Consider the following 26058-nt stretch of genomic DNA (forward strand, 5'->3'; position numbering starts at 1 on the left):
TTGCAGAGAGCGAGGCAGGCAAGTGATGCCAGATCGTCGGGGCTTGTCGGTGGATGAGACAGATCGTCCGGAGTCGGTGTCGCCGGTCGTGCTGCCCACCATCCGCGAGATCCTCCGGTTCGACGAGGTCGCCGCCGCGCTGCCCGAGGTCCTGTCCGGCGACGACGCCCTCGACCGGCCGGTCCGGTGGGTGCACGTCTCGGAGACCGCCTCCAGCGCCCGCCTGGTCAGCGGCGGCGAGCTCCTCCTGTCGACCGGCGCCGGCTGGCCCACCGACGATGCCGGCCTACGTGGCCTCGCCGAGCAGTTGGCCGGGGGCGGGATCGCCGGGCTGGTGCTCGAGCTCGGCGAGCGGATGCCCTCCGCGCCGACCGCCCTCCTCGACGGGTTCCGTGCCGCGGGTCTCCCGTTCGTCGTCCTGCACCGGGAGGTGCGCTTCATCGCGATCACCGAGGCGGTGCACTCCCGCATCATCGCCGACCAGATGGGCGCCCTGCGCGCCCGCGACGAGATCCACGCCCTCTTCACCGAGCTGAGCCTGCGCGGCAGCCCGGCGGACTTCATCGTCGCCCAGGCCGCCCGTGCGCTCGACGCCCCGGTCGTGCTCGAGGACCTCAACCACCGCGTGATCGCCGCCTCCGGCATCGACGGCGACGAGCAGGCGCTGCGCGACTGGGAGCAGCGCTCCCGGCAGGAGCACCGGGGGACCGGCGGCGAGCGCTGGCTCATCACGCCGATCGAGGCGCGGGGGATGCGGTGGGGTCACCTCGTCGCCCTCCCGGGCCGCGCCCATCCCGCCGGCCGGTCGAACGTGCTGGAGCAGGCCGCGGTGGCCCTCGCTCTCAGCAGGCTCGCCGACCGGGACGCCGACGAGTGGACGCGGCAGAGTCACGACCGTCTGCTCGGCGCGCTCCTCGGGCGCCGCTTCGCGACCGAGAGCGGGCTGGTCGCCCGGTTCGAGGCGTCCGGGCTCCCGGTCGCCGGGCGGGCGCTGAGCGGCGTCGCGATCGGGTTGCACGCGGCCGCGGGGCAGACCCCGGACGTCGCGGCCCTCGTCGCCGCCGCGACCGCCGAGGCGCGGGACCAGGGCGTCGACGCGCTCGTGTCGCAGCATCCGGACCGGGCGTCCGGGATGCTCGTGCTCGCGATATCCTCGCGGCCCGAGCGGTCGGTGACGGACGCGACGCTCACCGCCATCGGCACTGCGGTCGCGCGCGCCGCAGCCGCGAACCCGGGGACCGGCGGAGCCGTCACCGTCGCGCTCGGATCGGAGGCGCCGGGCATCCCGGGTCTCCTCGCCTCCGTCGCGGAGGCCGGGCAGCTGCTCGCGCGCGCCGATCCCCGCCGGTCGCAGGGCGTCACGGTGCTGCGTGCCGAGCACCGGCCCCTGCTGCGCCTGGTCACCACGCTCGGCGCCGATCCGCGCATGCAGGAGCACAGCGAGCTGATGCTCCGGCCCCTGATCGACTACGACCTCGCCAGCGGCGGCGACCTGCTGGAGGTGCTGCGCGCCTACGCGGCCCATCCCGGCAACCGCACCAAGGCGGCGGCCGCGAGCCATCTCTCGCGCTCGGTCTTCTACCAGCGCATCGCCCTCATCGAGGAGCTGCTCGGGATGGACCTCGACGACGGCGAGACGCTGAGCGCCCTGCACGCGGCCCTGCTGGCGCGCAGCGCCCGCGGCTGAGGCCGCTCCGCCGCGGTCAGGCCAGCCAGACCTTGCGGAGGGTCTCGGTCACGGTCCACACCGTCTCGTCGCCCGCGGTGAGGCGCACCACGTCGCCCGGCCCGATCTCCAGGATGTCCCCGGTCGCGACGAACTCGACGGTCGCGCGGCCGGCGATCACCACGAAGAGCTCGTCGGACTCCACGTCGCTCATCGTGCCGGGTGTCATCTCCCAGACGCCGACCTCCGAGCCGCCGAACGAGCCCAGCTCGGACAGTCCCGTGCGAGGGGTGCCGGACACGCGCTGCGCATCCGCCACCTCCTCGTGGTCGAGCGGCAGGGCCAGCGCGTCCACCCGGCCGGTCGCGGCGAAGCGGTCGCCGGCAGGGCCCGGGCCGGCGGAGTTTCCCTCGCTCATGCGCTCGCCAGCGTCTTCGCCATCTCCTCGGTCGACGCCCCGCTGCGGCGGAGCACGAACCCGACGACGGCCAGGGCCACCAGGGTGAGGACGAACATGACCGCCGAGACCGCGGCGATCTCCGGCCGAAGACCGACGCGCAGCGAGCTGAAGATGTACACCGGCCACGGCGTCGATCCCGGCACCTGCACGAAGCTCGACACGATGGTGTTGTCGAGGCTGAGGGTGAATGACATGAGTGCGCCGGCCCAGATCGCGGGGCTCGCGACCGGCAGGGTGATCTGCCAGAAGCGCTTCAGCGGGGGCGCGTAGAGGTCGGCGGCGGCCTCCTCCAGCGCCTCGTCCATGCCCTGCATCCTGGCGCGGACGATGAAGGTCACCACCGCCACCGAGAGCACGGCGTGCGCGACGACGAGGCGCACCATCCCGTTGCTGAAGATGCCGATGCCGAAGTCGGTGCCGAGGCTCACGAACCACGGCAGCATCGAGACGGCGTCGACGATCTCGGGGGTGAACAGCGTGATCGACAGCAGGAGCGTCGCCCACAGCACCCAGGAGGTCTTCGCCTTCGAGCGTGCGAGCGCCAGGCCGCCGAGCGTCCCGAGGATGGTCGAGAGCAGAGCGGCCCCGACGGCGGCCTCCAGCGACGTGATGACCGAGGAGCGGATGACCGGGCTCGCCCACGCCGCCGCGTACGCGTCGAAGCCGAAGCCCTGCCAGGTGGCCAGGAGGCGGCCCGTGTTGAACGAGTACACCAGCATCACGAGGATCGGCAGGAACAGGAAGGCGAACACCAGGATGCCCCACACTGTCAGGCCGATGCGCACGCCGTCGGGGCGTCGGCGACGGCGCACCGTGCGGCGCCGTGCGTTCCGGCCGCTGTCGCTGCGGACGGCGAGCATGGCCTCTGTCGCGGTCTGCGTCGTCATGCGCCCGCTCCCTTCGAAAGATCGACCCGGCGGGACCGCCGGACGACGTACCGGATGACCAGGGCGACGCCGCCGACGATGACGACCGCCGCTGCGATGAACAGCATGAGCAGCACCGCCATCGCCGAGCCCAGCGCCCAGTTCTGAGCCGTGTTGAACTGGCTGGCGACCAGCTGACCGACCATGTTGCCCTGCGCGCCGCCGAGCACGGAGGCGGTGACGTAGTCGCCCATCAGCGGGATGAACACCAGCAGGCAGCCCGACGCGATCCCCGGCGCGGCCAGCGGCAGCGTCACCTGGAGGAACGTGCGCACCCGGTTGGCGCCCAGGTCGCCGCTCGCCTCGCGCAGCGGCTGCCCGGCGCGGTCCATCGCGACGTACAGCGGCAGGATCATCAGCGGCAGGTAGTTGTAGACGACGCCGAGCTGCACCGCCGCCTGCGTGTAGAGCACGTTCAGGTCGCCGTGGATGATGCCGAGGCTCTGCAGGGCGTCCGAGACGAATCCCTGCGGCGACAGCACGATCTGCCACCCGAGCGTCCTGACCAGGAAGTTCGTCCAGAACGGCACCAGCACCAGGGCGAGCGCCAGGGCGCGGTACTGCGGGCGCAGCTTCACCGCCAGCCAGTACGCGAACGGCACGCCGATCACGAGGCAGATCGCGGTGCCGACGAGCCCGATCCGCAGCGTGTTGACGAACGTGCCGAGGAAGGTCGCGTCCAGCGCCTCCCCGTACCGGTCGAACGAGAGCTTGTCGTTGGCGTGGGCGGAGAACAGGTCGGGCTTGTACCCGAAGCTGTACCAGAGCACCAGGGCGAGCGGGACGACGAAGAAGAACAGCACGAACGCCCAGGTCGGGAAGCCGGCGATCGTGGTGCCCGAGATGCGGGTGCGCAGGCGGCGCCGCTGCGGTCCGGGCGCCGGCCCGGAGCCGGTGGCGTCGCGCTCGCCGGCGCGGGATGCGGTCGCGGTCGCGGTCATCAGGAGCCTGCCTTCGCCATCATGCGGTTCACGATCGACACGAGCCGTTCGGCCGCGCCGTTCAGCTGGGCCGGGGTCAGCCGGGCGATCACGTCGTCGGTGGGGAACACGAGCTCCGGCAGGGCGAAGTCCTCGCTCTGCGCGCGCTCGCGGAGCCCCTTCACCCCGGTCGAGTACCCGATGTAGTCGACCTCGCGGTACGACGCGTCCGGTTCGAGGATCGCGTCGATGAACGCGTAGGCCGCGTCGGGATGCTGCGCACCGGTCGCGATGGCCCAGGTGTCCATCCACAGGTTCGCCGTCGGCGTCGGGTAGACGAACTTCCAGTTCTTGGGGATCGTGTCCGTGGCGAGCATCCCCTGGCGGGCGTCGCCGTTGAACGCCTGGCAGAGGGCGAAGGTGCCCTCGGGGATGCCGCTGGTGACGGCCGTGGAGTTGAACGCCTTGATGTGCGGCGCGAGCGTGTTCACCAGGTAGTCCTCGGCGGCGTCGAGGTCGGCCTTCTTCGTCGTGTTGGGGTCGATGCCGTTGGCCGCGAAGTACATGCTCGCGACCTCCCACGGATCCTCGAGCACGGCGACGTTCTTGCTCGCCTCCTTCTGGGCGGCGTCGAGGAAGTCGGACCAGGAGGTCATCGGCCGGCTGATCACGTCGGTGTTGTAGGCGAACCCGGTGGTGCCCCAGTCCTTGCAGACCGAGTAGACGTTGCCGCGGTCCCACGACTGGTCGAGGTAGTGCGGGTCGATGTTGCTCAGGTTGCGCAACCGGGAGTGGTCGAGCTTCTGGAGGAGCCCGTTCGCGGACATCATCGGGATGTAGCTGCCCGTCGGCACGACGATGTCGTATCCGCTCGTGCCGCGGGTGGCGCCGAGCTTCGCGATCATCTCCTCGTTGGAGCCGTAGCTGTCGAGCTGCACGGTCACGCCGTGCTTCTTCTGGAAGGACGTGATGTTCGACGGGTCGTCGTAATCGCCCCAGCTGTACACGTTGAGCTGGGTCTCCAGCTTGCCGTCGGGCGCCACGGAGGCGCCGAACGCGGTCTCCCTGGTGCACGCGGTGAGGGCGAGCCCGGCCGCGGTGACGGCGAAGCCGCCGAGCAGGGCGCGCCGGGTGATCCGGGCGGCCCCGGCCTGGGGGATCAGCGCGACGACGTCGGCGGCGCTGCTCGGGCGGCCGGTACGGGAGGTGCGCCGCATCTCAGGCGGCCTCGGCGTCGGCGTCGGGCTCGGCCGCGAACACGTGGAGGTCGCTGTCGTCCCAGCCGCACCACACCGCGTCCCCGGTGCTCAGCTGCTCGACCTGGCTCGGTGGCCGGCGCGAGAGCAGCTCGACCCCGGCCTCGGTGACGACGACGTACTGGATCACGTCGCCGAGGAACGAGATGCCGGCGAGCGTGCCCTGCACGCCCGTCCCGGCGGGACGCTCCCGGCCGACGGTGACGGCTTCGGCCCGCACGGCGACTCGGACGCGCTCGCCGCTGTGGGCGTCCGACCCGGTCGCCGTGCCCACCCGGCCGTCGGCGGCGAGCAGCGCGCCATCGGGCTGCACCGTCGCGTCGATGAAGTTCTGCTTGCCGATGAACCCGGCGACGAACGCGTTCGCCGGCGACAGGTACACGGCCTCCGTCGTGCCGATCTGCTGCACCGCGCCGCCCTGCATCACGACGATCCGGTCGCTCATCGAGAGCGCCTCCTGCTGGTCGTGGGTGACGAAGACGAAGGTGATGCCGAGCTGGCGCTGCAGCAGCTTCAGCTCGATCTGCATCTCCTCCCGCAGCTTGCGGTCGAGTGCCGACATCGGCTCGTCCAGCAGCAGCACGCGCGGCCGGTTGACGAGCGCGCGGGCGAGAGCGACGCGCTGCTGCTGGCCGCCCGAGAGCTTCTGCGGGCTCCGGTCGGCGAAGGACCCCATCCGCGAGAGCTCCAGCGCGTCCCGCACCCGTTCGGCGATCTCCGCGCGGGGCACCCGCTTCTGCCGCAGGCCGTACGCGACGTTCTCGGCGACGGTCATGTGCGGGAACAGGGCGTAGGACTGGAAGACCGTGTTGACCGGGCGCTTGTGCGGCGGGGTGTCGATGACGCTCACCCCGCCGACCGCGATGTCGCCCTCGTCGGGGTGCTCGAACCCGGCGATCATCCGCAGCAGCGTGGTCTTGCCGCAGCCGGAGGGGCCCAGGAGCGAGATGAACTCGCCGCTGCGCACCTCCAGATCGATGTGGTCGACCGCGATCTGCGATCCGAACAGCTTGGTGACCCCGCGCAGCTGCACGGAGCCGTCGGAGGCCGGTGGGGTGGACGTCATCGTCGGGGTTCTCCTCGTGGTCGGATGGAGGCGGAAGGCGAGGTGCTCAGCTGTCGAAGCCGAGCCCCACCGCATCCAGGGTCTTCAGGAACAGGTTGCGTTTGCCGTCGTTGTGGTCGGCGCGGTCGAGCGACAGCCGCGTCAGGTTGATGCCGAGGGAGGCGGCGGGCTCGGGCGGGAAGGGCAGCGGCCGGCTCTTCACCATGTCGAGCTGGGTGCGTTCGGTGCTGCGGCCGGCGAGCAGGTCGAGCATGACCTGTGCGCCGAAGTGGGTCGCGGCGACGCCGAGGCCGGTGTAGCCGGTGGCGTACGCGACGCGGCCGCCGCGCGCCGAACCGAAGAACGCGCAGAACCGGCTGCAGGTGTCGATCGCGCCCGCCCACTTGTTCGAGAAGCGCACGCCCTCCAGCTGCGGGAAGGTGGTGAAGAAGTGGCTCGCGAGCCGGGCGAAGGTCTCGGGACGGTCCTCGTACTCCTCGCGCACGCGACCGCCGTAGTGGTAGATCGCGTCATAGCCGCCGAACAGGATGCGGTTGTCCGCCGAGAGCCGGTAGTAGTGGAACTGGTTCGCCGAGTCGCCGAGGCCCTGCCGTCCGCTCCAGCCGATGGAGGCCAGCTGCGCGTCCGACAGCGGCTCGGTCATGAGCACGTAGTCGTACACCGGCACGGTCTGGAGGCGGTTGCGCTTCAGCAGGCTCGGGAAGACGTTGGTCGCGAGCGCGGTGCGCTCCGCGCGGACCACACCGTTCGGGGTCTCGAGGGTGGTGCCGTCGCCGATGCTCTCCACCGGGGAGTGCTCGAAGATCTCGACCCCGAGGTCCGCGCAGGCCCGGGCCAGCGCTCTGGCCAGCTTCGCCGGGTGCACCAGCGACGAGTCGGCGGTGCGGAGGAGGCCGGCGAGATAGGTGGGGGAGTGCACCTGGGCGCGCACCGCGTCGGTGTCGAGGAAGACGGCGTGCTCCCCGTCCGCGGCCTCGCGCAGCCACTCGACCTGGTGCGGCTCGGTGGCGAGGTCGATAGCGCCGTTCCGTTCGAAGTCGGCGTCCAGGCCGAGCTCGGCGATGATCGCCTCGATCTCGTCCAGGTTCCGCATCCCGAGCCGCTGGAGCTGGTCGAACTCCTGCGGGAACCGGCTGAGGCCGTTGTCCTCGCCGTGGGTCAGGCTCGCCTCGCAGAAGCCGCCGTTGCGTCCGGAGGCCGCCCAGCCGATGCGGCGCCCCTCCAGCAGCACGACGCGGGCGCCGGGGTTCTCGCGCTTGGCGAGCAGCGCCGTCCACAGCCCGGAGTAGCCGCCCCCGACGACCGCGAGGTCGCACGAGAGATCGCCGCTGAGCGTGGGGTACGCGTCACCCGGGGCGTCGTCGATCCAGAAGACGGACCGCCGGGTGCCTGCGAGCGCGTGCCGCACCACGGACGCATCCGGTCGGCTCCGTTCGAAAACCGTACTGCCCACTCGATTCACGCGCCTCTCTGCTGGGTTTGTGACATTCTGCCCCCTGCGAGCGGGACAGAACGACGGATTCCGTACCGAATCCGTCGGCATTCCGTTCATTCCGTCCGACGGGTGGTCAGGGCTGGTGGCGCTCGAGGAAGTCGTAGACCTCGGTGGTGTCCACTCCGGGGAACGTCCCCGTCGGCAGTGCCGCGAGCAGTGAGGTCGGCGTGCGCGCGGCGGGCCAAGCCTGGCCTTCCCACCGCTCCGCGAGCGCGCCGGACGGGCGGCGGCAGCAGCTCTCGTCCGGGCAGCGCGAGAGGGCGCGGTGCGGAGTCTCCCGGCCGCGGAACCACTTCACGTGCTCGAACGGCACGCCCACGCTCACCGAGTAGTCGCCCTCCTTGGCCTTCTCGATGCGGGAGGTGCACCAGAACGTTCCGCGGGGCGTGTCCGTGTACTGGTAGTACGGGCTGAACCGGTCCTCCACGTCGAACACCGTGCGCGCCGTCCAACTGCGGCAGACGGGCGTGCCCTCGATCGCGCCGAGGGCGTCGGACGGGAAGGCGACCGAGTCGTTCTCGTACGCCTTGATGATCGTGCCGGACTCGTGCACCTTCATGAAGTGCACCGGGATGCCGAGCCGCGCGGTCGCGAGGTTCGTGAAACGGTGCGCCGCCGTCTCGTACGACACGGCGAAGGCATCGCGCAGATCCTCCATCGAGATGCGGCGGAAGTTCTTGGCCTCCGCGAGCACGGCCACGGCATCCTTCTCGGGCAGGAGCAGCGCCGCGGTGAGGTAGTTGGTCTCGATGCGCTGTCGCAGAAATTCGGCGTAGTTTCCGGGCTCGTCGTGACCGAGCAGCTGGGACGCGAAGGCCTGCAGGATGGGGGAGCGGGAGTCGCGGGAGGCCGACTGCTCCGTCGGCAGATAGATGCGTCCGTTGCGCTTGTCGGTCACCGAGCGGGTGGAGTGCGGCAGGTCGCCGACGTAATGCAGCGAGAAGCCGAGGTGGTCGGCCATATCGGCCACGGTCTGCTGCGAGACGGGGCCGCCGGTGTGACCGACGGCGGCGAGGAGGTCCGCCGCGATGGTCTCCAGCTCGGCGAAGTAGTTGTCGCGGGCACGCATGGTCGCGCGCAGCTCGGCGTTCGCGCGACGGGCCTCCTCCGGGGTCGCGGCGCGCTCGCGGTGCAGCCGCTCCACCTCCTGATGCAGCGCCAGGATGGCCCGCAACGTCGCGTCCGGCACCGCCTTCGACACGCGCACGGGATCGATCCCGAGCGCGCTGAAGACCGTGCCCCGCTGCGCCCGCTCGACGGCGATCTCGAGTGCGGAGCGCTCGTCGGGCGCCTCGGGCGCGAGCAGCTCGTCGACCGTGACGCCGAGCGCGGCTGCGATGGCGCGCAGTTGCGGCAGGCGCGGCTCGCGGTTGCCGTTCTCGATGGTGGAGACCTGCGAGGGGGCGCGGTCGATCGCCGCGGCCAGGACCTCCAAGGTCATGCCGCGCTGCACACGCGCCGCCCGGATGCGCCGCCCGAGGGTGAGCGCGTCCGCCGCCAGGTCGTCGTCGACCGTGTCTGTCATGCAGGCCATGCTGACACCCGCCGGAAGTTCTGGCAAACAGAAGAACCGCCGGATTTCTGTCGACGGATCCGTTCGGGACGGCGCGCGCCGGGCACAGGATCGTCTCAACCGAACCGACCGATGGAGGTCACGATGAGCACCGCAGCCCACCCCGAGCCCCGCCCCGGCGGCACCGTGCAGACCGCCGCCGAGCTCCAGCTGGAATGGGACGCCGACCCGCGCTGGTCCGGCATCTGCCGCGACTACACCGCTGCCGACGTCGTCGCCCTGCGCGGCCCCGTCCGGGAGGAGCAGACGCTCGCCCGCCGCGGCGCGCAGACCCTCTGGGAGCTGATCCAGCGTGACGGCAGCGGGCCCGACGCCCGGTGGGTGTCGGCCCTCGGCGCCCTCACCGGCAACCAGGCCGTGCAGCAAGTGCGCGCCGGTCTCGAGGCCATCTACCTCTCCGGCTGGCAGGTCGCGGCCGACGCCAACCTCTCCGGTCAGACCTACCCCGACCAGAGCCTGTACCCGGCCAACTCGGTGCCCGCGGTCGTCCGCCGCATCAACAACGCGCTGCTGCGCGCCGGTCAGATCGAGGGCGTCGACGGAACGGTCGGCGACTGGATGGCGCCGATCGTCGCCGACGCCGAGGCCGGCTTCGGCGGCCCGCTCAACGCCTACGAGCTCATGCACGGGATGATCCAGGCCGGCGCCGCGGGCGTGCACTGGGAGGACCAGCTCGCCAGCGAGAAGAAGTGCGGTCACATGGGCGGCAAGGTCCTCATCCCGACCGGCCAGCACATCCGCACGCTCAACGCCGCGCGCCTCGCCGCCGACGTCGCGGGAGTCCCCACCATCGTCATCGCGCGCACCGACTCGCTGGCTGCCACCCTGCTGACCAGCGACCACGACGAGCGCGACCGGCCCTTCCTCACCGGCACGCGTACGGCGGAGGGCTTCTACGAGGTGACCAACGGCATCGACCCGGTCATCGCCCGCGGGCTGGCCTACGCGCCGTACGCCGACCTCCTCTGGGTCGAGTCGGCCGAGCCGGATCTCGACCTCGCCCGCCGCTTCGCCGAGGCCGTCCACGCGCAGTGCCCGGGCAAGAAGCTCGCCTACAACTGCTCGCCGTCGTTCAACTGGAAGAAGCACCTCGACGACGAGACGATCGCCCGGTTCCAGCGCGAGCTCGCGGCGATGGGATACGCCTTCCAGTTCATCACCCTCGCGGGCTTCCACGCCCTCAACCACTCGATGTACACGCTCGCCCGCGACTACGCGTCGCGGCAGATGAGCGCCTACGTCGACCTGCAGGAGGCCGAGTTCGCCTCCGAGGCCGACGGCTACACCGCCACCCGCCACCAGCGGGAGGTCGGCACGGGCTACTTCGACCGCGTCGCGACCGCGCTCAACCCCGACAGCGCCACCCTCGCCCTCGTGGGATCCACCGAACAGCACCAGTTCTGACGGACTGGCCGCACCGACTGACCAAGGAGACACGACCATGATCGAGATCACCGGTCCGACCGTTCCCGGCTCGGACGAGATCCTCACCCCGGAGGCGCTGAGCTTCCTCGACCACCTGCACCAGGCGTTCGCCGCCCGGCGGCAGGAGCTGCTCGCCGAACGGCAGCAGCACCGCGGGGAGGCCGGCAACGGCCGCGACCCCAAGTTCCTGAGCGCGACGGCCGCCGTCCGCGAGGACCCGACGTGGCGCGTCGCCGGCGCAGGCCCGGGGCTGGAGGACCGCCGCGTCGAGATCACCGGCCCGACCGATCCGAAGATGGCGATCAACGCCCTCAACTCCGGCGCCCGCGTCTGGCTCGCCGACCAGGAGGACGCCACGAGCCCCACGTGGACGAACGTCGTCGGCGGCCAGCGCACGCTGCGCGCCGCGGTGCGCGGAGAGCTGGAGTTCGCGAGCCCGGAGGGCAAGGAGTACCGCGTGACGACGCCGCACGAGCACACCCCGACCATCGTCATGCGCCCGCGCGGCTGGCACCTGGTCGAGAAGCACCTCGCCTTCACCGATCGCGCCGGACGCACCGCCCCCGCCAGCGCGGCCCTCACCGACTTCGGGCTGTACTTCTGGCACAACGCCCGGGCGCTCGTCGACGGCGGCCGGGGACCGTACTTCTACCTCCCGAAGCTCGAGGAGCACCGGGAGGCGCGGCTCTGGAACGACATCTTCGTCTTCGCGCAGCAGCGCATCGGGATGCCCGTCGGCACGGTCCGCGCGACCGTCCTGATCGAGACCATCCCGGCCGCGTTCGAGATGGAGGAGATCCTCTACGAGCTGCGCGACCACTGCGCCGGCCTCAACGCCGGCCGCTGGGACTACATCTTCTCGATCATCAAGACCTTCCTGGGTCGGGGCCGCCGCTTCGCGTTCGGCGACCGGGACCGCATCACCATGACCGTCCCGTTCATGCGCGCCTACACCGAGCTGCTCGTCGCGACCTGCCACAAGCGGGGCGCGCACGCGATCGGCGGCATGAGCGCCTTCATCCCGAACCGCCGCGATCCGGAGGCCACCGAGCGCGCTCTCGCGAAGGTCGCCGACGACAAGCGTCGGGAGGCGGGCGACGGCTTCGACGGCACGTGGGTCGCCCATCCCGACCTCATCCCGACGGCCCTCGCGGAGTTCGACGCCGTGCTGGGCGACCGCCCGAACCAGCTGTCGCGGCAGCGGCCGGACGTGCACGTCACCGCCGACGACCTGCTCGACGTGACGACCGCCGACAGCGCTGTGACCGACGCGGGCGTGCGTTCGAACGTCTCCGTCGCGCTGCGCTACATCGAGGCGTGGCTCGGGGGGACGGGCGCCGTCGCGATCGACGGGCTGATGGAGGACGCCGCGACCGCCGAGATCTCACGCTCCCTGCTGCGCCAGTGGATCGACAACCGCGTGACCACGCAGGAGGGCACGACCGTCGACCGCGCCCTCGTCGAGCGGATCCTCGACGAGGAGCTCGACCGGCTCCGCAGCCCGGAGGGCGACGACCGCTTCGCCGAGGCGGCGGACATCCTGCGCGAGGTCTCCCTCGGCGAGGAGTTCCCGACCTTCCTCACGATCCCGGCGTACGCCCGTCACCTCGTGGACGCGCCGGAGCCCGAGCGGCTCGCGCTGGCGGGCTGACCGCTCGCCGGTCACCCGGGGTGGTGCTCGAGGAATCCTTCGAGCACCACCCCGTGGTTGTGCTCGCCGCGCGCCCCGACCAGCAGCGTGACGACGGGATGCGCGCGGCCGACCTCCCGCAATTCCGCCACCGCGGGATTCTCCGCCAGCTCCGCCTCGTAGCGGGCACGGAACTCCTCGAACGGCGGGTCGTCGCGGTGGAACCACTGCCGCAGCCCCGTCGACGGCGCCACCTCCTTCAGCCAGAGGTCGAGCTCCGCCCGCTCCTTCGAGACGCCGCGCGGCCACAGCCGGTCGACGAGCACACGGAAGCCGTCGTCGGGCGACGGATCGTCGTAGACCCGCCGCACCCGGAACGTGCCCACCCGATCGGGCATCGCGCTCACAGCGGGGCCAGGAGGGCGCCGCGCAGTCGGTCGCTGAGTCCGGGCGGGACGTCCACCGCCACCCCGAGTGCTTGGATCGCCCGGCTGAAGTAGTTGCGGGCCGCGGCGGCGAGCGTGATGTCGACGATCTCCCGGTCGGTGAAGCCCAGCTCGCGCAGCCGCAGGGTGTCGGCGTCGGTCATGTCGGCCGCGTCGGTGCTGATGCGCTCGGCGTACTCCATCATCGCCACCTCCGCCTCGCTGAGATCGGCGTGACGGTAGTCGCGGGCGATGGCCTCGAGCGGCTCCTCGTCGACGAGCGTCAGCATCCTGGCGCCGTGCGCGAGCCGGCAGTGCTCCGAGTGGGCGCCCTGCGCGGCGGCGAGCGTGACGAGCTCGTAGCGGCGCAGTCCCAGCTGCGAGGCGATGGCGCGGGCGAGCTGCTCCCACGCCAGATAGGCCTCGGGGTTCACCGCCATGACGCGCGTGTGCTCCGGCACGTAGCCGAGATGGCGCTGGTCGTCCGCGTAGATCTCGGCGACGACTCCGGTCGCCTGGTCCGGTTCGGTGGTCTGGATGATGGACACGGCTGCCTCCTCGTGACGCCCCCGACGCGCCCATGATGCCATCCGGCTCCCACCGCCACCAGTGCGGATCGGCCTGGTCAGGCGCCGAGTTCGCGCAGCCGCACGGCGAGCACCGCCCGCAGTGTGTCCTCGCTCAGGGGCACTGCGGGCGGGAAGTGGAGGGTCGCGCCGGTGATGCTGCCCTCGGCGAGCGTCCCGGCCAGCTCGGCGGCGGCCGGTGGGCTCATCAGCAGGAGGCTGCAGTCCTTCGCCGTCGCGGAGAGCCCGACCAGTCCCTTCCCGTTCAGCCGGAAGATCGGGACACGGTAGCTGATGACCTGCTCGGCGTCAGGGACGATCGCGACGATGCGGTCGCGGACGGTGCGCAGGGCTGCGCCGAACGGCTCGCCGATCCGGTCGAGGTACTCGTCGACGGTGTCCGCATCCACTCCGCGTGCCATGCCGCGACCCTAACGCCGCGCCGCGAACGGTCGCAACACGCCCTTCTCCGTGACGTTTGAGCCCGGAAAAGGGCGTGTCGCGCCGTCTCGCACCCCGCAGCGAGCGGGTCAGTGCGCGAAGGCCCCGTCGGAGACGGAGTCTGCCGGCTTGCTGATGAAGAAGGAGCCGACGACGGCGAAGAGCGAGATGATCGCCGCGGCGAGGAACGCCACCTTGATGCCGCCGGCCGTCGCCACGTCGAGCGGCGCGCCGCCCGCGGTCAGCGCCGCGGTCTGCGCGGACAGCACGGCGACCAGCAGCGCGGTTCCCGCGGCTCCGCCGACTTGCTGCACGGTGCCGACGATCGCGCTGCCGTGCGAGTACAGGTGCGGCGGCACGGCGCCGAGACCGGCCGTGAACAGCGGCGTGAACATCAGCGCCAGGCCCAGGCTCATCACGATGTGCGCGGCCAGCACCATCCCGACCGGCGTGGTCTCGCTCACAAGCGTGAGCGTCCAGAGCGCGAGGCTGACCAGGATGGAGCCGGGCACGACGAGCACGCGCGGCCCGAACCGGTCGTAGAGGCGGCCGACGAAGGGCGCGGCCAACCCCATCACGAGCCCGCCGGGCAGCAGGAGCAGCCCGGTCGAGAGCGTGTCGAGGTGCAGCACGTGCTGCAGGTAGAGCGGGAGCACGATGATGACGCCGAACATCGCCGCCGTGCTGATCGCCATGAGCACGATCGAGACGGTGAAGACGGGGGAGCGGAAGGTGCGCAGGTCGAGCAGCGCACGATCCCGACGCTGCAGGATCAGCTGGCGCAGGATGAACGTCGCCAGGCCGACCACGCCGATCGCGAGCGAGATCCAGAGCGCCGCGCCGGGGCCGCCCGACGCGCTGCCCGACTCGCCCGAGAGGGTGAGCCCGTAGACGAGTCCGCCGAAGCCGAGCGCGGAGAGGACCACCGACAGGACGTCGATGCGCACCTTCTTGGTCTCCGTCACGTTCTCGACGAAGCGCATCCCGATGAGCAGCATGATGAGCGCGATCGGCAGGACGATCAGGAAGATCCAGCGCCACGCGAGGTAGTTGAGGATGAAGCCCGAGATGGTCGGGCCGATGGCCGGCGCGACCGAGATGACGATGGAGACGTTGCCCATCGTGCGTCCACGCTTGGCCGGCGGCACCAGGGTCATCAGGGTCGTCATGAGCAGCGGCAGCATCATCGCGGTGCCGGACGCCTGGATGACGCGGGCGCCGACGAGCACGGCGAAGCCGGGGGCGAGCGCGGCTACCAGCGTGCCGAGCGAGAACAGCGACATCGCAGTGATGAACATCGCGCGCGTCGTGAACCGCTGGAGCAGGAAGCCGGTGATCGGGATGACGATCGCCATCGTCAGCATGAACGCCGTGGACAGCCACTGAGCGGCAAGTGCGTCGATCTTCAAGTCGTCCATCAGCTTCGGGATGGCGACCGTCATGATCGTCTCGTTCAGGATGACGACGAACGTGGCGGCGAGCAGCAGCCAGATCACCCGGTTGTTCCGGCGCTCGATGCGGCCGTTCTCGGCGGCGGTGTCCGTCGTCGCGGGGTCGGCGAGGACGGCGGGCACAGGTGAGGTCTGCTCAGTCACCGGTCAACAGTACCGACGACGGGCGACACCGGGGGTTTCGTGCGGGTAAACGATGGCCTCGTTCACTGACCGCGAAACCGGGAATAGAACGGGTGCCGATCAGCGGCCCAGCGACTGCACCGTCCGCACGGCCTCGCCGACCGCGGGGGCGACGGAGGCGAGCTCCGCCGCGCCGACCTCCGGGCCCCAGGAGAAGCGGACCGCCGTGCGGGCGAGGTCCTCGGGGTAGCCGAGCGCGAGCAGCACGTGCGAGGCGTCCTCGCTCCCGGCGGCGCACGCCGAACCGCTCGACGAGACGATGCCGTGGCGCTCGAGCTCGAGGAGCACGGCCTCCCCGTTGGTGCCGGGGAAGACGAAGGAGGCGGTGCCGGGGAGCCGCCGCGCCGGATGCCCGGTGAGCTGCGCTCCCGGAGCGACCGCGAGCACGGCGGCGACGAAGCCGTCCCGCGCCTCGGCGGCGGCTGCCGCGTTCGCCTCCCGTCCCGCCGTCGCGAGCCGTGCGGCGGTCGCCAGGGCGACAGCACCGGCCACGTTCTCCGTGCCGGAACGCCGGCCCCGCTCCTGACCGCCGCCGTGCAGCACGGGTTCCAGCGGGATGCGTCCGCGCACGAAGAGCGCGCCGATGCCCTTGGGAGCGCCGATCTTGTGGCCGGAGACGCTCAGCGCGTCGACGCCGAGCTCGCGCACGTCGAGCGGCAGCCAGCCCGCCGCCTGCACCGCGTCGGTGTGGAACGGGATGCGGTGCTCGTGCGCCAGCGCCGCCAGTGCGGCGATCGGCTGGACGGTGCCCACCTCGTTGTTCGCGAGCATCACGCTGGCGAGTGTCGTGTCCGGGCGCAGTGCGGCCGCGAATGCAGCGGGGTCGACCAGCCCGTCGCGGCCCACCGGGACGAACGTCGTCTCGAAGCCGTGCAGGCGGACGAGATGATCGACGGACTCCAGCACGGCCTCGTGCTCGATGGGGGTCGTCACGATGTGCCGGCCGCGCGGAGAGGCGAGCGCGATGCCCTTGATCGCGAGGTTGTCGGCCTCGGTGCCGCCCGATGTGAAGACGACCTCCGAGGCGCGACAGCCGAGCCACGCGGCGACGGTCGCGCGGGCGTCGGCCAGGGCGCGCGCCGCGGATTCACCGACCGCGTGATGGCTCGACGGGTTGCCGAAGTCGCCGGTCAGGTACGGCCACATCGCCTCCAGCACTTCGCGGCGGACCGCGGAGGTCGCCGCCGCGTCGAGGTACAGGCCGCCGGTCATGGCGTCTCGACCACCACGTCCAGGCCGAGGTCGACCGACCGTACGCTGTGCGTCAGGGCGCCGGAGGAGATGACGTCGACGCCGGTCTCGGCGATGGCGCGGACCGTGGCGAGGCTCACGTTGCCGCTGGCCTCGACGGTCGCGCGCCCGGCGATCAGCGCGACGCCCTCCCGCAGCTCGTCCAGCGTGAAGTTGTCGAGCATCATCGTGTCCACGCCCGCGGCGAGCACCGGCTCGATCTGGTCGATCCGGTCCACCTCCACCTCCAGGTGCGTCGTGTGCGAGAGCTGCGCGCGCACGGCGATCAGGGCGTCGGTGACACTCAGCCCGGACTGCGCGGTGAGTACGGCGAGGTGGTTGTCCTTGGCCATGACCGCGTCCGAGAGCGAGTAGCGGTGGTTGTGCCCGCCACCGGCCCGGACCGCATGGCGCTCGAACGCGCGGAGGCCCGGCGTCGTCTTGCGGGTGTCGACGACGCGCGCCGAGGTGCCCTCGACCTCCCGGACGAACGCGGCCGTGAGGGTGGCGATCCCGCTCATCCGCTGCGTGAAGTTCAGGGCCACCCGCTCGCCCTGCAGCACCGAGCGGGCCGGGCCGCTGACGGTCGCGAGCGTGTCGCCCGCGGCGAACTGCTCGCCGTCGGCACGCTCGAGCACCACGTCGATCGCCGGGTCGGTCAGGGTCATCGCCGCGGCGAAGACCTCACCGCCCGCGAAGGTGCCGGGCTCCCGCGCGACCAGGCGCGCGGTGGCATATGCCGATTCCGGAATGAGGAGCTGGCTCGTCAGGTCGCCCCAGGGAGCGTCCTCCACGAGCGCGGCTCGGACGACGGTCTCGATGATCTGGCGGGTCAGCATGCGAGGGCGGCTTTCTGGAGGTCGGCGGCCGGCGCGAGCACGGTGTGGCGTGCAGGTGCGGCGGAGGTGAGGGGGAAGTCGGACCGGAAGTGGGCGCCGCGCGACTCCTCGCGGGCGAGAGCGGCGGCGACCACGAGGCGGCCGACCTGGAGGAGGTCGCGATCCTCGCCCGGACCTGGGTCGGCAGTGGAAGCGAGCTGGGCGGCGGCGGCCGTGAGCCCCGCTCGGTCGCGGTGGACGCCGGCGGCGGCCCACATCAGCGCGCGGAGGGCGTCGCGGTCGTAAGGCAGCGTCGGCGCGACGGGCTCGCGGGCCTCGTCGGCCGGGTCGACATCGGCGGCGGCCGCTCGGCCGGACAGCGCCGCCTCCACCAGCCAGGCGGGCGCAGCCTCCCAGGACTCGCCGATCGCCTGCACCGCGCGGTGCGCGAAGACGAGCCCTTCGAGCAGCGAGTTGGAGGCGAGCCGGTTCGCGCCGTGCGCGCCGGTGCACGCCACCTCGCCCACGGCGAAGAGTCCGGGGAGGGTCGTGCGCCCGCTGGTGTCGGTCGCGACGCCGCCCATCACGTAGTGGGCGGCCGGCGTGACCGGCACGGGTTCGCGGGACCAGTCGATCCCGGCGGCGCGGCAGGCGGCGTCGATCGTCGGGAACCGCCGGGCGAGGAAGTCGGCGCCGAGCGCCGTCGCGTCGAGCACGACCGGCGTGCCTCCCTGCGCGGCCATCTCGATCGCGATTCCCCGGGCGACCACGTCGCGCGGCGCCAGCTCGGCGTCGGGATGCACGTCGACCATGAACCGTTCTCCGCGCGCGTTGCGCAGCACGGCGCCCTCGCCGCGCACGGCCTCCGACACCAGGAACGATCCCGGGATCGCGAGGGCGGTGGGATGGAACTGGACGAACTCCAGATCGGCCACGGCCGCTCCCGCCCGCCAGGCCGCGGCGACCCCGTCCCCGGTCGCGACGGCGGGATTCGTCGTGTAGGCGTAGAGCTGCCCGAAGCCGCCCGTCGCGAGGATGACGGCGTCGGCCGCGATCTCCCGCTCCCCACCGGAATCCGTCCGGACGAGCACGCCGGCCGCCGTGCCGTCGCGCACGACGACCTCCCGCAGGAACGCGTGCTCCACGATCTCGACGGCGGAGTCCCGGACGGTGGCCACGAGCGCCCGCTCGATCTCCGCCCCGGTCGCATCCCCGCCGGCGTGCAGCACGCGCGGGCTCGAATGCGCCGCCTCCAGGCCGCGCGCGAGCGCGTCGCCGTCGCGGTCGAACGCGACGCCGAGGGCGATCAGCTCCCGGATGCGCTGCGGGGCGTCGCCGCACAGCGCTTCGACGGCCTCCCGAACGTTCAGCCCGGCGCCCGCACGCAGTGTGTCGTCCACGTGCGCCGCCGTGCTGTCGTCGGCGAAGAGGGCTGCGGCGATCCCGCCCTGCGCGTACCGGGTGTTGCTCTCGGAGAGCTCGCCCTTGGTGACCAGCACGACGTCGTGGTCGCGGGATGCGCCGAGCGCGGCGACCAGCCCGGCGATCCCGCTGCCGACGACGACCACGCGTGCCATGTCAGGCCGCCATCGTGGTGTCCGGCCGGGCGGCGAGCATGCGCTCGAGGGCCACCCGTGCGGGCTCGGCGACCTCGGCCGGCACGCTCACCTGGTTGTAGACCTCGCCGCGCACCAGACCCTCCAGCACCCAAGCCAGGTAGCCGGGGTGGATGCGGTACATCGTCGAGCACGGGCACACGACCGAGTCGAGGCAGAAGATCGTGTGCTGCGGGAACTGCGCGGCGAGCCGCTGGACGAGGTTGATCTCCGTGCCGATCGCGAAGGTCGAGCCGGCGGGCGCCGCCTGGATGGCCTTCACGATGTAGTCCGTCGAGCCGTACTCGTCCGCGGCGTCGACCACGTCCATCGGGCACTCGGGGTGCACGATCACGCGCACACCGGGGAACTCGGCGCGCGCATTCTCGATCTGGCCGACCGTGAACCGCTTGTGCACCGAGCAGAAGCCGTGCCAGAGGATGACGCGGGCGTCCTGCAGCGTCTGCTCGTCCGTCCCGCCCCAGGCCTTGCGCGGGTTCCAGAGCGGCATCTGCTCCAGCGGCACGCCCATCGCCTTGGCTGTGTTGCGGCCGAGGTGCTGGTCCGGGAAGAAGAGGACGCGCTGGCCGCGCTCGAACGCCCACTCCAGCACGGTGGCCGCGTTGGACGAGGTGCAGACGATGCCGCCGTGCTCGCCGCAGAACGCCTTGAGCGCCGCCGACGAGTTCATGTACGTCACCGGGATGACGGGGGCGCGCCCCGCGGCGTCCGGCTCGGTGCCGTACAGCTCCTCGAGCTGCTCCCAGCACTCCTGCACCGAGTCGAGGTCGGCCATGTCGGCCATCGAGCAGCCGGCGGCGAGGTTCGGGAGGATGACGCGCTGGTCGGGCCGCGACACGATGTCCGCCGTCTCGGCCATGAAGTGCACGCCGCAGAAGACGATTGCCTCGGCCTCCGGGCGCGCCTTGGCGGCGTTGGCGAGCTGGAACGAGTCGCCCACGAAGTCCGCGAACTGCACGACCTCGTCGCGCTGGTAGAAGTGGCCCATCACGGCGACGCGGTCGCCGAGCGCGGCCTTGGCGTCGAGGATGCGCGTGTGCAGCTCGTCGGCGCTCGCCGTGCGGTACTCCTCGGGCAGCTCGCCCTGGCGCGGTGTGAACGCCGGGATGGGGTCGGCCATGGAGGCGCCGGGACCGTACGAGGGCGGCGCGGCGTCGAAGTTCCACGGCGCCTCCACGAGGTCGGGGGTGCAGGTCGCGCCGTCCAGCTCTCCGCTGGCGATGAGCTGGATGGTCGTGTCGACCGAGGCGATCGTGGTCATTTCTCTCCTCCGAATGGGTGCTGCTGGCGCGGCAGGGGGCCCGCGTCGGCGAGGTCGATCGAGTCGTTGTACCGGTACAGGCGCGGCGGCCGGTGGGGCGTGCCGGTGAGGTACTCGTCCGTCGCGACCACGGCCCCGGAGGCCTCGATGGTGCGGCGGAAGTTGGCGGGGTCGAGGGCGCGGCCGAGCACGGCCTCGTGCACCTCCCGCAGCTGGGCGAGGGTGAAGCGCTCGCCGAGGAAGGCATGGGCGATGCGCGAGTACTCCATCTTGGTGTGGAGGCGCCAGAGCGCGTACTCGACGATCAGCTGGTGGTCGAAGGCGAGCGGCGGGAGGTCGTCGGCGGGGAACCAGCGGACGTTCTCGCCCACGCTGGCGCGCTCGGCCTCGTCGGACCGGACCAGCGCCCAGTAGACGATGGAGACGACGCGGTCGCCGGCGGGGGAGCGGGAGGTGTCGCCGAACGCGTACAGCTGCTCCAGGTAGCGCGGGGTCAGTCCCGTGGTGTCGTTGAGCGTGCGGGCGGCGGCGTAGGCGAGGTCCTCTTCTCCACGCAGCGGGCCGCCCGGCAGAGCCCAGCGGCCCTCGAACGGCTCGCGGATGCGGCGGACGAGAGGGAGCCAGACCTGCGGCAGGCCGCCGGTCTCGTCGTCCTTGCGCAGGGCGAAGATCACCGTCGAGACGGCGAGGATCGCGCTCGCTCTCGTGTGCTCCGTCGTCATGGCCGCTCCCGGCTGGTGGGTGGTGCCCTAAAAGTCATCGTGACTCTAACCTGCGTCCATCTTAGTGTCATGACGACCAGAACGCCAAGTCGGGGGCGACCGGGTATGCTGACCTCGATCAACTGAACACAGGGCCGACGAGGTCGATGCGGGAGAGTCGCGCGCGTGCGTGCGACACCGAAGGAGCAATCCTCCCCGACAATCTCTCAGGTACGCGTACCGCATCGGACTGGCCACTCTGAAAAGCAGGACGGCGACCGCCGTCCTCGCCCAAGGTGAAAATCGGCGACGCCTGCGACGGGCGGCGCCGGTGAAGCTCTCAGGCCGGATGACAGAGGGGGAGTTCTTCCCGGAGTGGGCGACCGCTCCGACAGCCCCCGGCCGACGGCCGGCGATCGGAGAACTCATGACCTCGCAGGACGGCGCCCCGCAGCAGAGCGGACGCCTCTCTCCCCTTCACGATGCGCACGCCGCCGCCGGCGCCTCGTTCACCGACTTCGCCGGCTGGCAGATGCCGGTGCGCTACTCCAGCGATCTGGCCGAGCACCACGCCGTGCGCACCGCCGCCGGGCTCTTCGACCTCTCGCACATGGGCGAGATCGTCCTCATCGGACCGGAGGCCGGGGTCGCCCTCGACTACGCGCTCGCCGGCAAGCTCTCGAGCCTCGCCATCGACCAGGCGAAATACTCCCTCCTGCTCTCCCGGGCCGGCGGGATCGTCGACGACCTGGTCGTCTACCGCACGGGCGACGACCGCTACATGGTCGTCGCCAACGCGGGCAACCGCGAGGTGGTCGCCGAGGAGCTCCGCGACCGCACCTCCCCGTTCGACGTCGAGGTCTACGACGAGAGCGACGACATCGCGCTCATCGCCGTGCAGGGCCCCGCAAGCCTCTCCATCCTCCTCGCCACCCCGGGCTTCAGCGTCGAGGACGGCGACGTCGGCGAGCGCCTCGCCGCGCTGAAGTACTACTGGAGCATCCCCGCCGAGTTCGAGGGCCACCAGGTGCTCATCGCGCGCACCGGCTACACCGGCGAGGACGGCTTCGAGCTCTACCTCGCCCCCGACGAGGCCGCCACCCTCTGGGACGCCCTGCTGGAGGCCGGAGCCGAGCAGGGACTCGTCCCGGCCGGCCTCGCCAGCCGCGACACCCTGCGCCTGGAGGCCGGGATGCCGCTGTACGGACACGAGCTCGGCCTCGACACGAAGCCCGCCTCCGCCGGCCTCGGCCGCGTCGTCAACCTCGCCAAGGACACGGACTTCGTCGGCCGCGCCGCCAGCGAGGACGGCCCGCATCCCGAGGCGCGCGTGCTCGTCGGGTTGATGGGGGAGGGCAAGCGCGCCGCGCGGGCCGGCTACCCCGTCGTGGTCCCCGCCGCCGACGGCGCGGACGAAGTGGTCGGCGTCGTCACCTCCGGTGCGCTCTCGCCGACCGTCGGCGTGCCCATCGCGATGGCGTACGTCGACCCGCGCCTCGCCCGCCCCGGGACCGAGCTGCACGTCGACGTGCGCGGCAGCCGCCTCCCGTTCACCGTCACCGCCCTCCCCTTCTACAGCAGAAAGAAGCACTGACCATGGCCGCAGAGCAGGACCTCAAGTACACCGCCGAGCACGAGTGGCTGCTCGTCGAGGGCGACGTCGCGACCGTGGGCATCACCGCCTACGCGGCCGAGAAGCTGGGCGACGTCGTGTTCGTCGAGCTGCCCGCCCTCGGCAGCACGGTGGCCGCGGGCCGCGTGGTCGGCGAGATCGAGTCCACCAAGTCGGTCGGCGAGCTGTTCGCACCGGTCGACGGCACGGTCGCCGCGGTGAACGACGCCGTCGTCGACGCCCCCGAGCTGGTCAACAGCGACCCGTTCGGCGAAGGATGGCTCGTGAAGGTCTCCTTCACCGAGCTCCCCACCCTGCTCAGCTACGACGAGTACACCGCCCTCACGGGCGAGTGAGGCGAACCCCCGCACATGACTGAACTCTTCCAGGCGCGTCACATCGGCACCGACGACGACGCGCAGCGCACCATGCTGTCCGCCGTCGGGGACGCCCACTCCCGCGCGTACGCGTCCGTCGAGGAGGTCGTCGCGGCGGCCGTGCCCGCGGGCATCCGTGTCGACCCGGCGTACCGTCCGGCGCTGCCGGCGCCCGCGAGCGAGCGGGCCGCGCTCCGCGAGCTGCGCGCGATCGCGTCCCGCAACACGGTCAACCGCTCGCTGATCGGCCTCGGCTACTACGGCACGCTCACGCCGGCCGTGATCAAGCGCAACGTCCTCGAGAACCCGGGCTGGTACACGGCGTACACGCCCTACCAGCCGGAGATCTCGCAGGGCCGCCTGGAGGCTCTGATCAACTTCCAGACGATGGTCGCCGACCTGACCGGGCTCGACACCGCCAACGCGTCGATGCTCGACGAGGGCACGGCCGTCGTCGAGGGGATGCTGCTGGCGCGCCGCGCCTCCAAAGCCGCGTCGTCGCGGTTCGTCGTGGATGCGGACACCTTCCCGCAGACCCTCGCGCTGCTCCGCAACCGTGCGGAGGCGGTCGGCATCGAGCTGGTCGTGCGCGACCTAGCCGCGACCCCGGCCGACGCCCCGGAGCTGGCCGACGCCTTCGGCATGTTCGTGCAGTACCCGGGCGCCTCCGGCCGCGTGTGGGACCCGTCCGGCGTCATCGCGGCCGCGAAGGCCGGGGGAGCGGTCGTCGTGGCCGCCGCCGACCTGCTCGCGCTGACCCAGCTGCGGTCGCCCGGTGAGCTGGGCGCCGACGTCGCCGTCGGCACCAGCCAGCGCTTCGGCGTCCCGATGGGCTTCGGCGGTCCGCACGCCGGCTACATGGCCGTGCGCTCCGGCCTGGAGCGCCAGCTGCCCGGCCGGCTCGTCGGCGTCTCCCAGGACGCCGTGGGCAAGCCGGCCTACCGCCTGACCCTGCAGACGCGCGAGCAGCACATCCGCCGCGAGAAGGCCACGTCCAACATCTGCACCGCGCAGGTGCTGCTGGCCGTCATGGCGGCCATGTACGCCGTTTACCACGGCCCGCAGGGACTGCGCGCGATCGGCCGCCAGGTGCACCTGACCACCGCCGCGGTCGCGGACCTCCTGCGCGCGTCCGGGGTGGACGTCGTCTCGAACTCCTACTTCGACACCCTCCAGGTCGCCGTCGACGACGCCGCGGGCGTCGTCGAGCGCGCCCACGCGCACGGGCTGCTGCTGCACGCCACCGACGCGGGGCTCGTCTCGCTCAGCGTGGACGAGGAGGTCGCCGCCGACCTCCGCGACGGCGACTTCCCGCTCGCCGACCTGGTCGAGGTGCTCGGCGGGACCGTCGACGGCGCGCCCGAGCTCGGCCTCCCCGCCGAGGCGTCCTTCGAGGCAGCCCTCGCCCGCACCTCCGCGTACCTCACGCACCCGGTGTTCAACACCCATCATTCCGAGACGGCGATGATGCGCTACCTGCGTCAGCTGCAGGACCGCGACTACGCGCTCGACCGCGGCATGATCCCGCTCGGCTCGTGCACGATGAAGCTCAACGCCGCCACCGAGATGGAGGCCGTCACCTGGCCCGAGTTCGCCGCCCTCCACCCGTTCGCCCCCGCGGCGGACGTGCAGGGCTCGCTGGCGCTCATCGACCAGCTGGAGGCGTGGCTCGCCGACGTCACGGGGTACGACACCGTCTCGCTGCAGCCGAACGCGGGCAGCCAGGGCGAGCTCGCCGGACTGCTGGCGATCCGCGGCTACCACCGCTCGCGCGGCGACGATCAGCGCACCGTCTGCCTCATCCCGCAGAGCGCCCACGGCACCAACGCGGCCTCGGCCGTGCTCGCCGGCATGCGCGTCGTCGTCGTTGCGACGGACGACCTCGGCAACGTCGACCTCGACGACCTGCGGGCCAAGATCGCGGAGCACGCCGAGACGCTCGCCGCGCTCATGATCACCTACCCGTCGACGCACGGTGTCTACGAGCACGAGGTCGTCGCGATCACGAGCGCGGTGCACGACGCCGGGGGACAGGTCTACGTCGACGGCGCCAACCTCAACGCGCTGCTCGGCTACGCCCGGTTCGGCGACTTCGGCGGCGACGTCAGCCACCTGAACCTCCACAAGACCTTCTGCATCCCGCACGGCGGCGGGGGTCCGGGCGTCGGCCCGGTCGCGGCCAAGGCGCACCTCGCGCCGTTCCTCCCCGGTCACCCGCTCGCTCAGGACGACACCCACGTGCTCGCGACCGGGGGACGCGTCGAGCACGGCGGCGGCCCGGTCTCGGCGGCCCCGTACGGCAGCCCGAGCATCCTCCCGATCAGCTGGGCCTACGTGCGGATGATGGGCGCGGAGGGCCTGCGCGACGCCACCGGCGCCGCCGTGCTCGCCGCCAACTACGTCGCCGCCCGCCTGCGCGAGCACTTCCCGGTGCTCTACTCGGGCGACGCGGGCCTCGTCGCGCACGAGTGCATCCTCGACCTGCGCCCGCTCACCGAGCGCACGGGCGTCACCGTGGACGACGTGGCCAAGCGCCTCGTCGACTACGGCTTCCACGCGCCGACGATGTCGTTCCCCGTCGCCGGCACCCTGATGGTGGAGCCGACGGAGAGCGAGGACCTCGCCGAGCTCGACCGGTTCGTCACCGCGATGATAGCGATCAAGGCGGAGGCCGACGCGGTCGCCGCCGGCGCCTGGCCCGTCGACGACAACCCGCTGCGGGGTGCGCCGCACACGGCCGAGTCCGTCGTCGCCGCCGACTGGAGCCACCCGTACACGCGCGAGCAGGCGGTCTACCCGGTGCCCGGGCTGGTCCGCGGCAAGTACTGGCCGCCGGTGCGCCGGATCGACCAGGCCTACGGCGACCGCAACCTGTTCTGCGCCTGCCCGCCGCCGGAGGCCTTCTCCTGAGCTCTGCTCGCCGTTGACCGAGTGCGGTCTCCCGGTACATCCGCCGTCGC

General features: G+C 71.9%; 22 protein-coding genes and 2 riboswitches. Of the genes, 6 read left to right on the forward strand and 16 right to left on the reverse strand.

Annotated features, from left to right (window positions below; all coding sequences use genetic code 11):
* The first annotated feature begins 49 nt into the window (after positions 1-49).
* The gene (locus tag HNR14_RS15960; RefSeq protein WP_343064516.1) at positions 50-1687 is read left to right on the forward strand and encodes a PucR family transcriptional regulator; all 1638 of its coding nucleotides are present in this window, start codon (positions 50-52) and stop codon (positions 1685-1687) included.
* A gap of 16 nt (positions 1688-1703) precedes the next feature.
* Here HNR14_RS15960 and HNR14_RS15965 read toward each other — a convergent pair whose 3' ends face one another.
* The 7 genes from HNR14_RS15965 to HNR14_RS15995 all read right to left on the reverse strand — a co-directional run bounded on the left by HNR14_RS15965 (position 1704) and on the right by HNR14_RS15995 (position 9314).
* Positions 1704-2084 (reverse strand): cupin domain-containing protein, encoded by a 381-nt coding sequence (locus tag HNR14_RS15965; RefSeq protein ID WP_179701819.1) that lies wholly within the window; start codon positions 2082-2084, stop codon positions 1704-1706.
* On the reverse strand, positions 2081-3013 hold the full coding sequence (locus tag HNR14_RS15970; RefSeq protein WP_021765017.1) for an ABC transporter permease: 933 nt from the start codon (positions 3011-3013) through the stop codon (positions 2081-2083). The genes HNR14_RS15965 and HNR14_RS15970 overlap by 4 nt, the downstream gene beginning before the upstream one ends.
* Positions 3010-3993, reverse strand: a complete 984-nt coding sequence (locus tag HNR14_RS15975; RefSeq protein WP_021765016.1) for an ABC transporter permease — start codon at positions 3991-3993, stop codon at positions 3010-3012. Before HNR14_RS15975 ends, HNR14_RS15970 begins: the two co-directional genes overlap by 4 nt.
* Positions 3993-5189 (reverse strand): polyamine ABC transporter substrate-binding protein, encoded by a 1197-nt coding sequence (locus tag HNR14_RS15980; protein ID WP_179701820.1) that lies wholly within the window; start codon positions 5187-5189, stop codon positions 3993-3995. Before HNR14_RS15980 ends, HNR14_RS15975 begins: the two co-directional genes overlap by 1 nt.
* Before the next feature lies 1 nt (position 5190).
* On the reverse strand, positions 5191-6294 hold the full coding sequence (locus HNR14_RS15985) for an ABC transporter ATP-binding protein (RefSeq protein WP_179701821.1): 1104 nt from the start codon (positions 6292-6294) through the stop codon (positions 5191-5193).
* 46 nt (positions 6295-6340) lie between these two features.
* Complete coding sequence (locus HNR14_RS15990; RefSeq protein WP_179701822.1) at positions 6341-7747, reverse strand: FAD-dependent oxidoreductase; 1407 nt, start codon at positions 7745-7747, stop codon at positions 6341-6343.
* 115 nt (positions 7748-7862) lie between these two features.
* Positions 7863-9314, reverse strand: coding sequence for a helix-turn-helix domain-containing protein (locus HNR14_RS15995; protein ID WP_246311585.1), 1452 nt, complete (start codon positions 9312-9314; stop codon positions 7863-7865).
* Positions 9315-9446: 132 nt separating this feature from the next.
* On the opposite strand from HNR14_RS15995, the gene aceA reads away from it, so the two are divergent.
* Both aceA and aceB read left to right on the forward strand, forming a co-directional pair.
* Complete coding sequence (aceA, locus tag HNR14_RS16000; protein WP_179701824.1) at positions 9447-10766, forward strand: isocitrate lyase; 1320 nt, start codon at positions 9447-9449, stop codon at positions 10764-10766.
* A 37-nt stretch (positions 10767-10803) separates the two neighbouring features.
* Positions 10804-12438, forward strand: a complete 1635-nt coding sequence (gene aceB / locus HNR14_RS16005; protein WP_179701825.1) for a malate synthase A — start codon at positions 10804-10806, stop codon at positions 12436-12438.
* Positions 12439-12449: 11 nt separating this feature from the next.
* Here the strand turns inward: aceB and HNR14_RS16010 are convergent, their stop codons facing one another.
* The 9 genes from HNR14_RS16010 to HNR14_RS16050 form a co-directional block, all read right to left on the reverse strand.
* Positions 12450-12815: a DUF488 domain-containing protein gene (locus HNR14_RS16010; protein WP_179701826.1), complete on the reverse strand. Its 366-nt coding sequence runs from the start codon at positions 12813-12815 to the stop codon at positions 12450-12452.
* A gap of 5 nt (positions 12816-12820) precedes the next feature.
* The gene (locus HNR14_RS16015) at positions 12821-13390 is read right to left on the reverse strand and encodes a peroxidase-related enzyme (RefSeq protein ID WP_179701827.1); all 570 of its coding nucleotides are present in this window, start codon (positions 13388-13390) and stop codon (positions 12821-12823) included.
* 77 nt (positions 13391-13467) lie between these two features.
* On the reverse strand, positions 13468-13830 hold the full coding sequence (locus HNR14_RS16020) for an iron chaperone (RefSeq protein ID WP_179701828.1): 363 nt from the start codon (positions 13828-13830) through the stop codon (positions 13468-13470).
* 108 nt (positions 13831-13938) lie between these two features.
* Positions 13939-15423: an MDR family MFS transporter gene (locus HNR14_RS16025; RefSeq protein ID WP_179702706.1), complete on the reverse strand. Its 1485-nt coding sequence runs from the start codon at positions 15421-15423 to the stop codon at positions 13939-13941.
* A gap of 120 nt (positions 15424-15543) precedes the next feature.
* A complete protein-coding gene (locus HNR14_RS16030; protein ID WP_179701829.1) occupies positions 15544-16695 on the reverse strand; it encodes a cysteine desulfurase family protein in 1152 nt (383 codons plus the stop codon).
* Positions 16692-17552 (reverse strand): carboxylating nicotinate-nucleotide diphosphorylase, encoded by an 861-nt coding sequence (nadC, locus tag HNR14_RS16035; protein WP_179701830.1) that lies wholly within the window; start codon positions 17550-17552, stop codon positions 16692-16694. Before nadC ends, HNR14_RS16030 begins: the two co-directional genes overlap by 4 nt.
* Entirely contained in the window at positions 17546-19108 is a 1563-nt protein-coding gene (gene nadB, locus HNR14_RS16040; protein WP_179701831.1) for an L-aspartate oxidase, read from the reverse strand. Before nadB ends, nadC begins: the two co-directional genes overlap by 7 nt.
* A gap of 1 nt (position 19109) precedes the next feature.
* Positions 19110-20399 carry a quinolinate synthase NadA gene (nadA, locus tag HNR14_RS16045; RefSeq protein WP_401098970.1) on the reverse strand — a complete coding sequence of 430 codons (1290 nt, stop codon included), beginning with the start codon at positions 20397-20399 and terminating at the stop codon, positions 19110-19112.
* Between the two features lie 5 nt (positions 20400-20404).
* The gene (locus HNR14_RS16050) at positions 20405-21130 is read right to left on the reverse strand and encodes an NUDIX hydrolase (RefSeq protein WP_021765033.1); all 726 of its coding nucleotides are present in this window, start codon (positions 21128-21130) and stop codon (positions 20405-20407) included.
* A gap of 139 nt (positions 21131-21269) precedes the next feature.
* Positions 21270-21362, forward strand: a riboswitch (glycine riboswitch).
* A 1-nt stretch (position 21363) separates the two neighbouring features.
* A riboswitch (glycine riboswitch) is annotated at positions 21364-21472 on the forward strand.
* Positions 21473-21536: 64 nt separating this feature from the next.
* Here HNR14_RS16050 and gcvT point away from each other — a divergent pair.
* Genes gcvT through gcvP form a run of 3 tightly spaced genes read left to right on the forward strand, consistent with a single transcriptional unit; the run spans position 21537 to position 26008 of the window.
* The gene (gene gcvT, locus HNR14_RS16055; RefSeq protein WP_179701833.1) at positions 21537-22703 is read left to right on the forward strand and encodes a glycine cleavage system aminomethyltransferase GcvT; all 1167 of its coding nucleotides are present in this window, start codon (positions 21537-21539) and stop codon (positions 22701-22703) included.
* Positions 22704-22705: 2 nt separating this feature from the next.
* Positions 22706-23077, forward strand: coding sequence for a glycine cleavage system protein GcvH (gene gcvH / locus HNR14_RS16060; RefSeq protein WP_179701834.1), 372 nt, complete (start codon positions 22706-22708; stop codon positions 23075-23077).
* Between the two features lie 15 nt (positions 23078-23092).
* Positions 23093-26008: an aminomethyl-transferring glycine dehydrogenase gene (gene gcvP / locus HNR14_RS16065; RefSeq protein ID WP_179701835.1), complete on the forward strand. Its 2916-nt coding sequence runs from the start codon at positions 23093-23095 to the stop codon at positions 26006-26008.
* Positions 26009-26058: the final 50 nt, after the last annotated feature.

Origin of the sequence: Leifsonia naganoensis (assembly GCF_013410615.1) — a bacterium.
Taxonomy (GTDB): domain Bacteria; phylum Actinomycetota; class Actinomycetes; order Actinomycetales; family Microbacteriaceae; genus Leifsonia; species Leifsonia aquatica.

Coding starts and splice junctions, on each gene's coding strand:
- aceB (WP_179701825.1), top strand. CDS start 10,804: ATGATCGAGATCACCGGTCCGACCGTTCCCGGCTCGGACGAGATCCTC.
- gcvT (WP_179701833.1), top strand. CDS start 21,537: ATGACCTCGCAGGACGGCGCCCCGCAGCAGAGCGGACGCCTCTCTCCC.
- gcvH (WP_179701834.1), top strand. CDS start 22,706: ATGGCCGCAGAGCAGGACCTCAAGTACACCGCCGAGCACGAGTGGCTG.
- HNR14_RS16010 (WP_179701826.1), bottom strand. CDS start 12,815: ATGCCCGATCGGGTGGGCACGTTCCGGGTGCGGCGGGTCTACGACGAT.
- HNR14_RS15970 (WP_021765017.1), bottom strand. CDS start 3,013: ATGACGACGCAGACCGCGACAGAGGCCATGCTCGCCGTCCGCAGCGAC.
- aceA (WP_179701824.1), top strand. CDS start 9,447: ATGAGCACCGCAGCCCACCCCGAGCCCCGCCCCGGCGGCACCGTGCAG.
- nadC (WP_179701830.1), bottom strand. CDS start 17,552: ATGCTGACCCGCCAGATCATCGAGACCGTCGTCCGAGCCGCGCTCGTG.
- HNR14_RS15995 (WP_246311585.1), bottom strand. CDS start 9,314: ATGACAGACACGGTCGACGACGACCTGGCGGCGGACGCGCTCACCCTC.
- HNR14_RS16030 (WP_179701829.1), bottom strand. CDS start 16,695: ATGACCGGCGGCCTGTACCTCGACGCGGCGGCGACCTCCGCGGTCCGC.
- HNR14_RS15985 (WP_179701821.1), bottom strand. CDS start 6,294: ATGACGTCCACCCCACCGGCCTCCGACGGCTCCGTGCAGCTGCGCGGG.
- gcvP (WP_179701835.1), top strand. CDS start 23,093: ATGACTGAACTCTTCCAGGCGCGTCACATCGGCACCGACGACGACGCG.
- HNR14_RS15980 (WP_179701820.1), bottom strand. CDS start 5,189: ATGCGGCGCACCTCCCGTACCGGCCGCCCGAGCAGCGCCGCCGACGTC.
- HNR14_RS15975 (WP_021765016.1), bottom strand. CDS start 3,993: ATGACCGCGACCGCGACCGCATCCCGCGCCGGCGAGCGCGACGCCACC.
- nadB (WP_179701831.1), bottom strand. CDS start 19,108: ATGGCACGCGTGGTCGTCGTCGGCAGCGGGATCGCCGGGCTGGTCGCC.
- HNR14_RS16020 (WP_179701828.1), bottom strand. CDS start 13,830: ATGGCACGCGGAGTGGATGCGGACACCGTCGACGAGTACCTCGACCGG.
- HNR14_RS15965 (WP_179701819.1), bottom strand. CDS start 2,084: ATGAGCGAGGGAAACTCCGCCGGCCCGGGCCCTGCCGGCGACCGCTTC.
- HNR14_RS16050 (WP_021765033.1), bottom strand. CDS start 21,130: ATGACGACGGAGCACACGAGAGCGAGCGCGATCCTCGCCGTCTCGACG.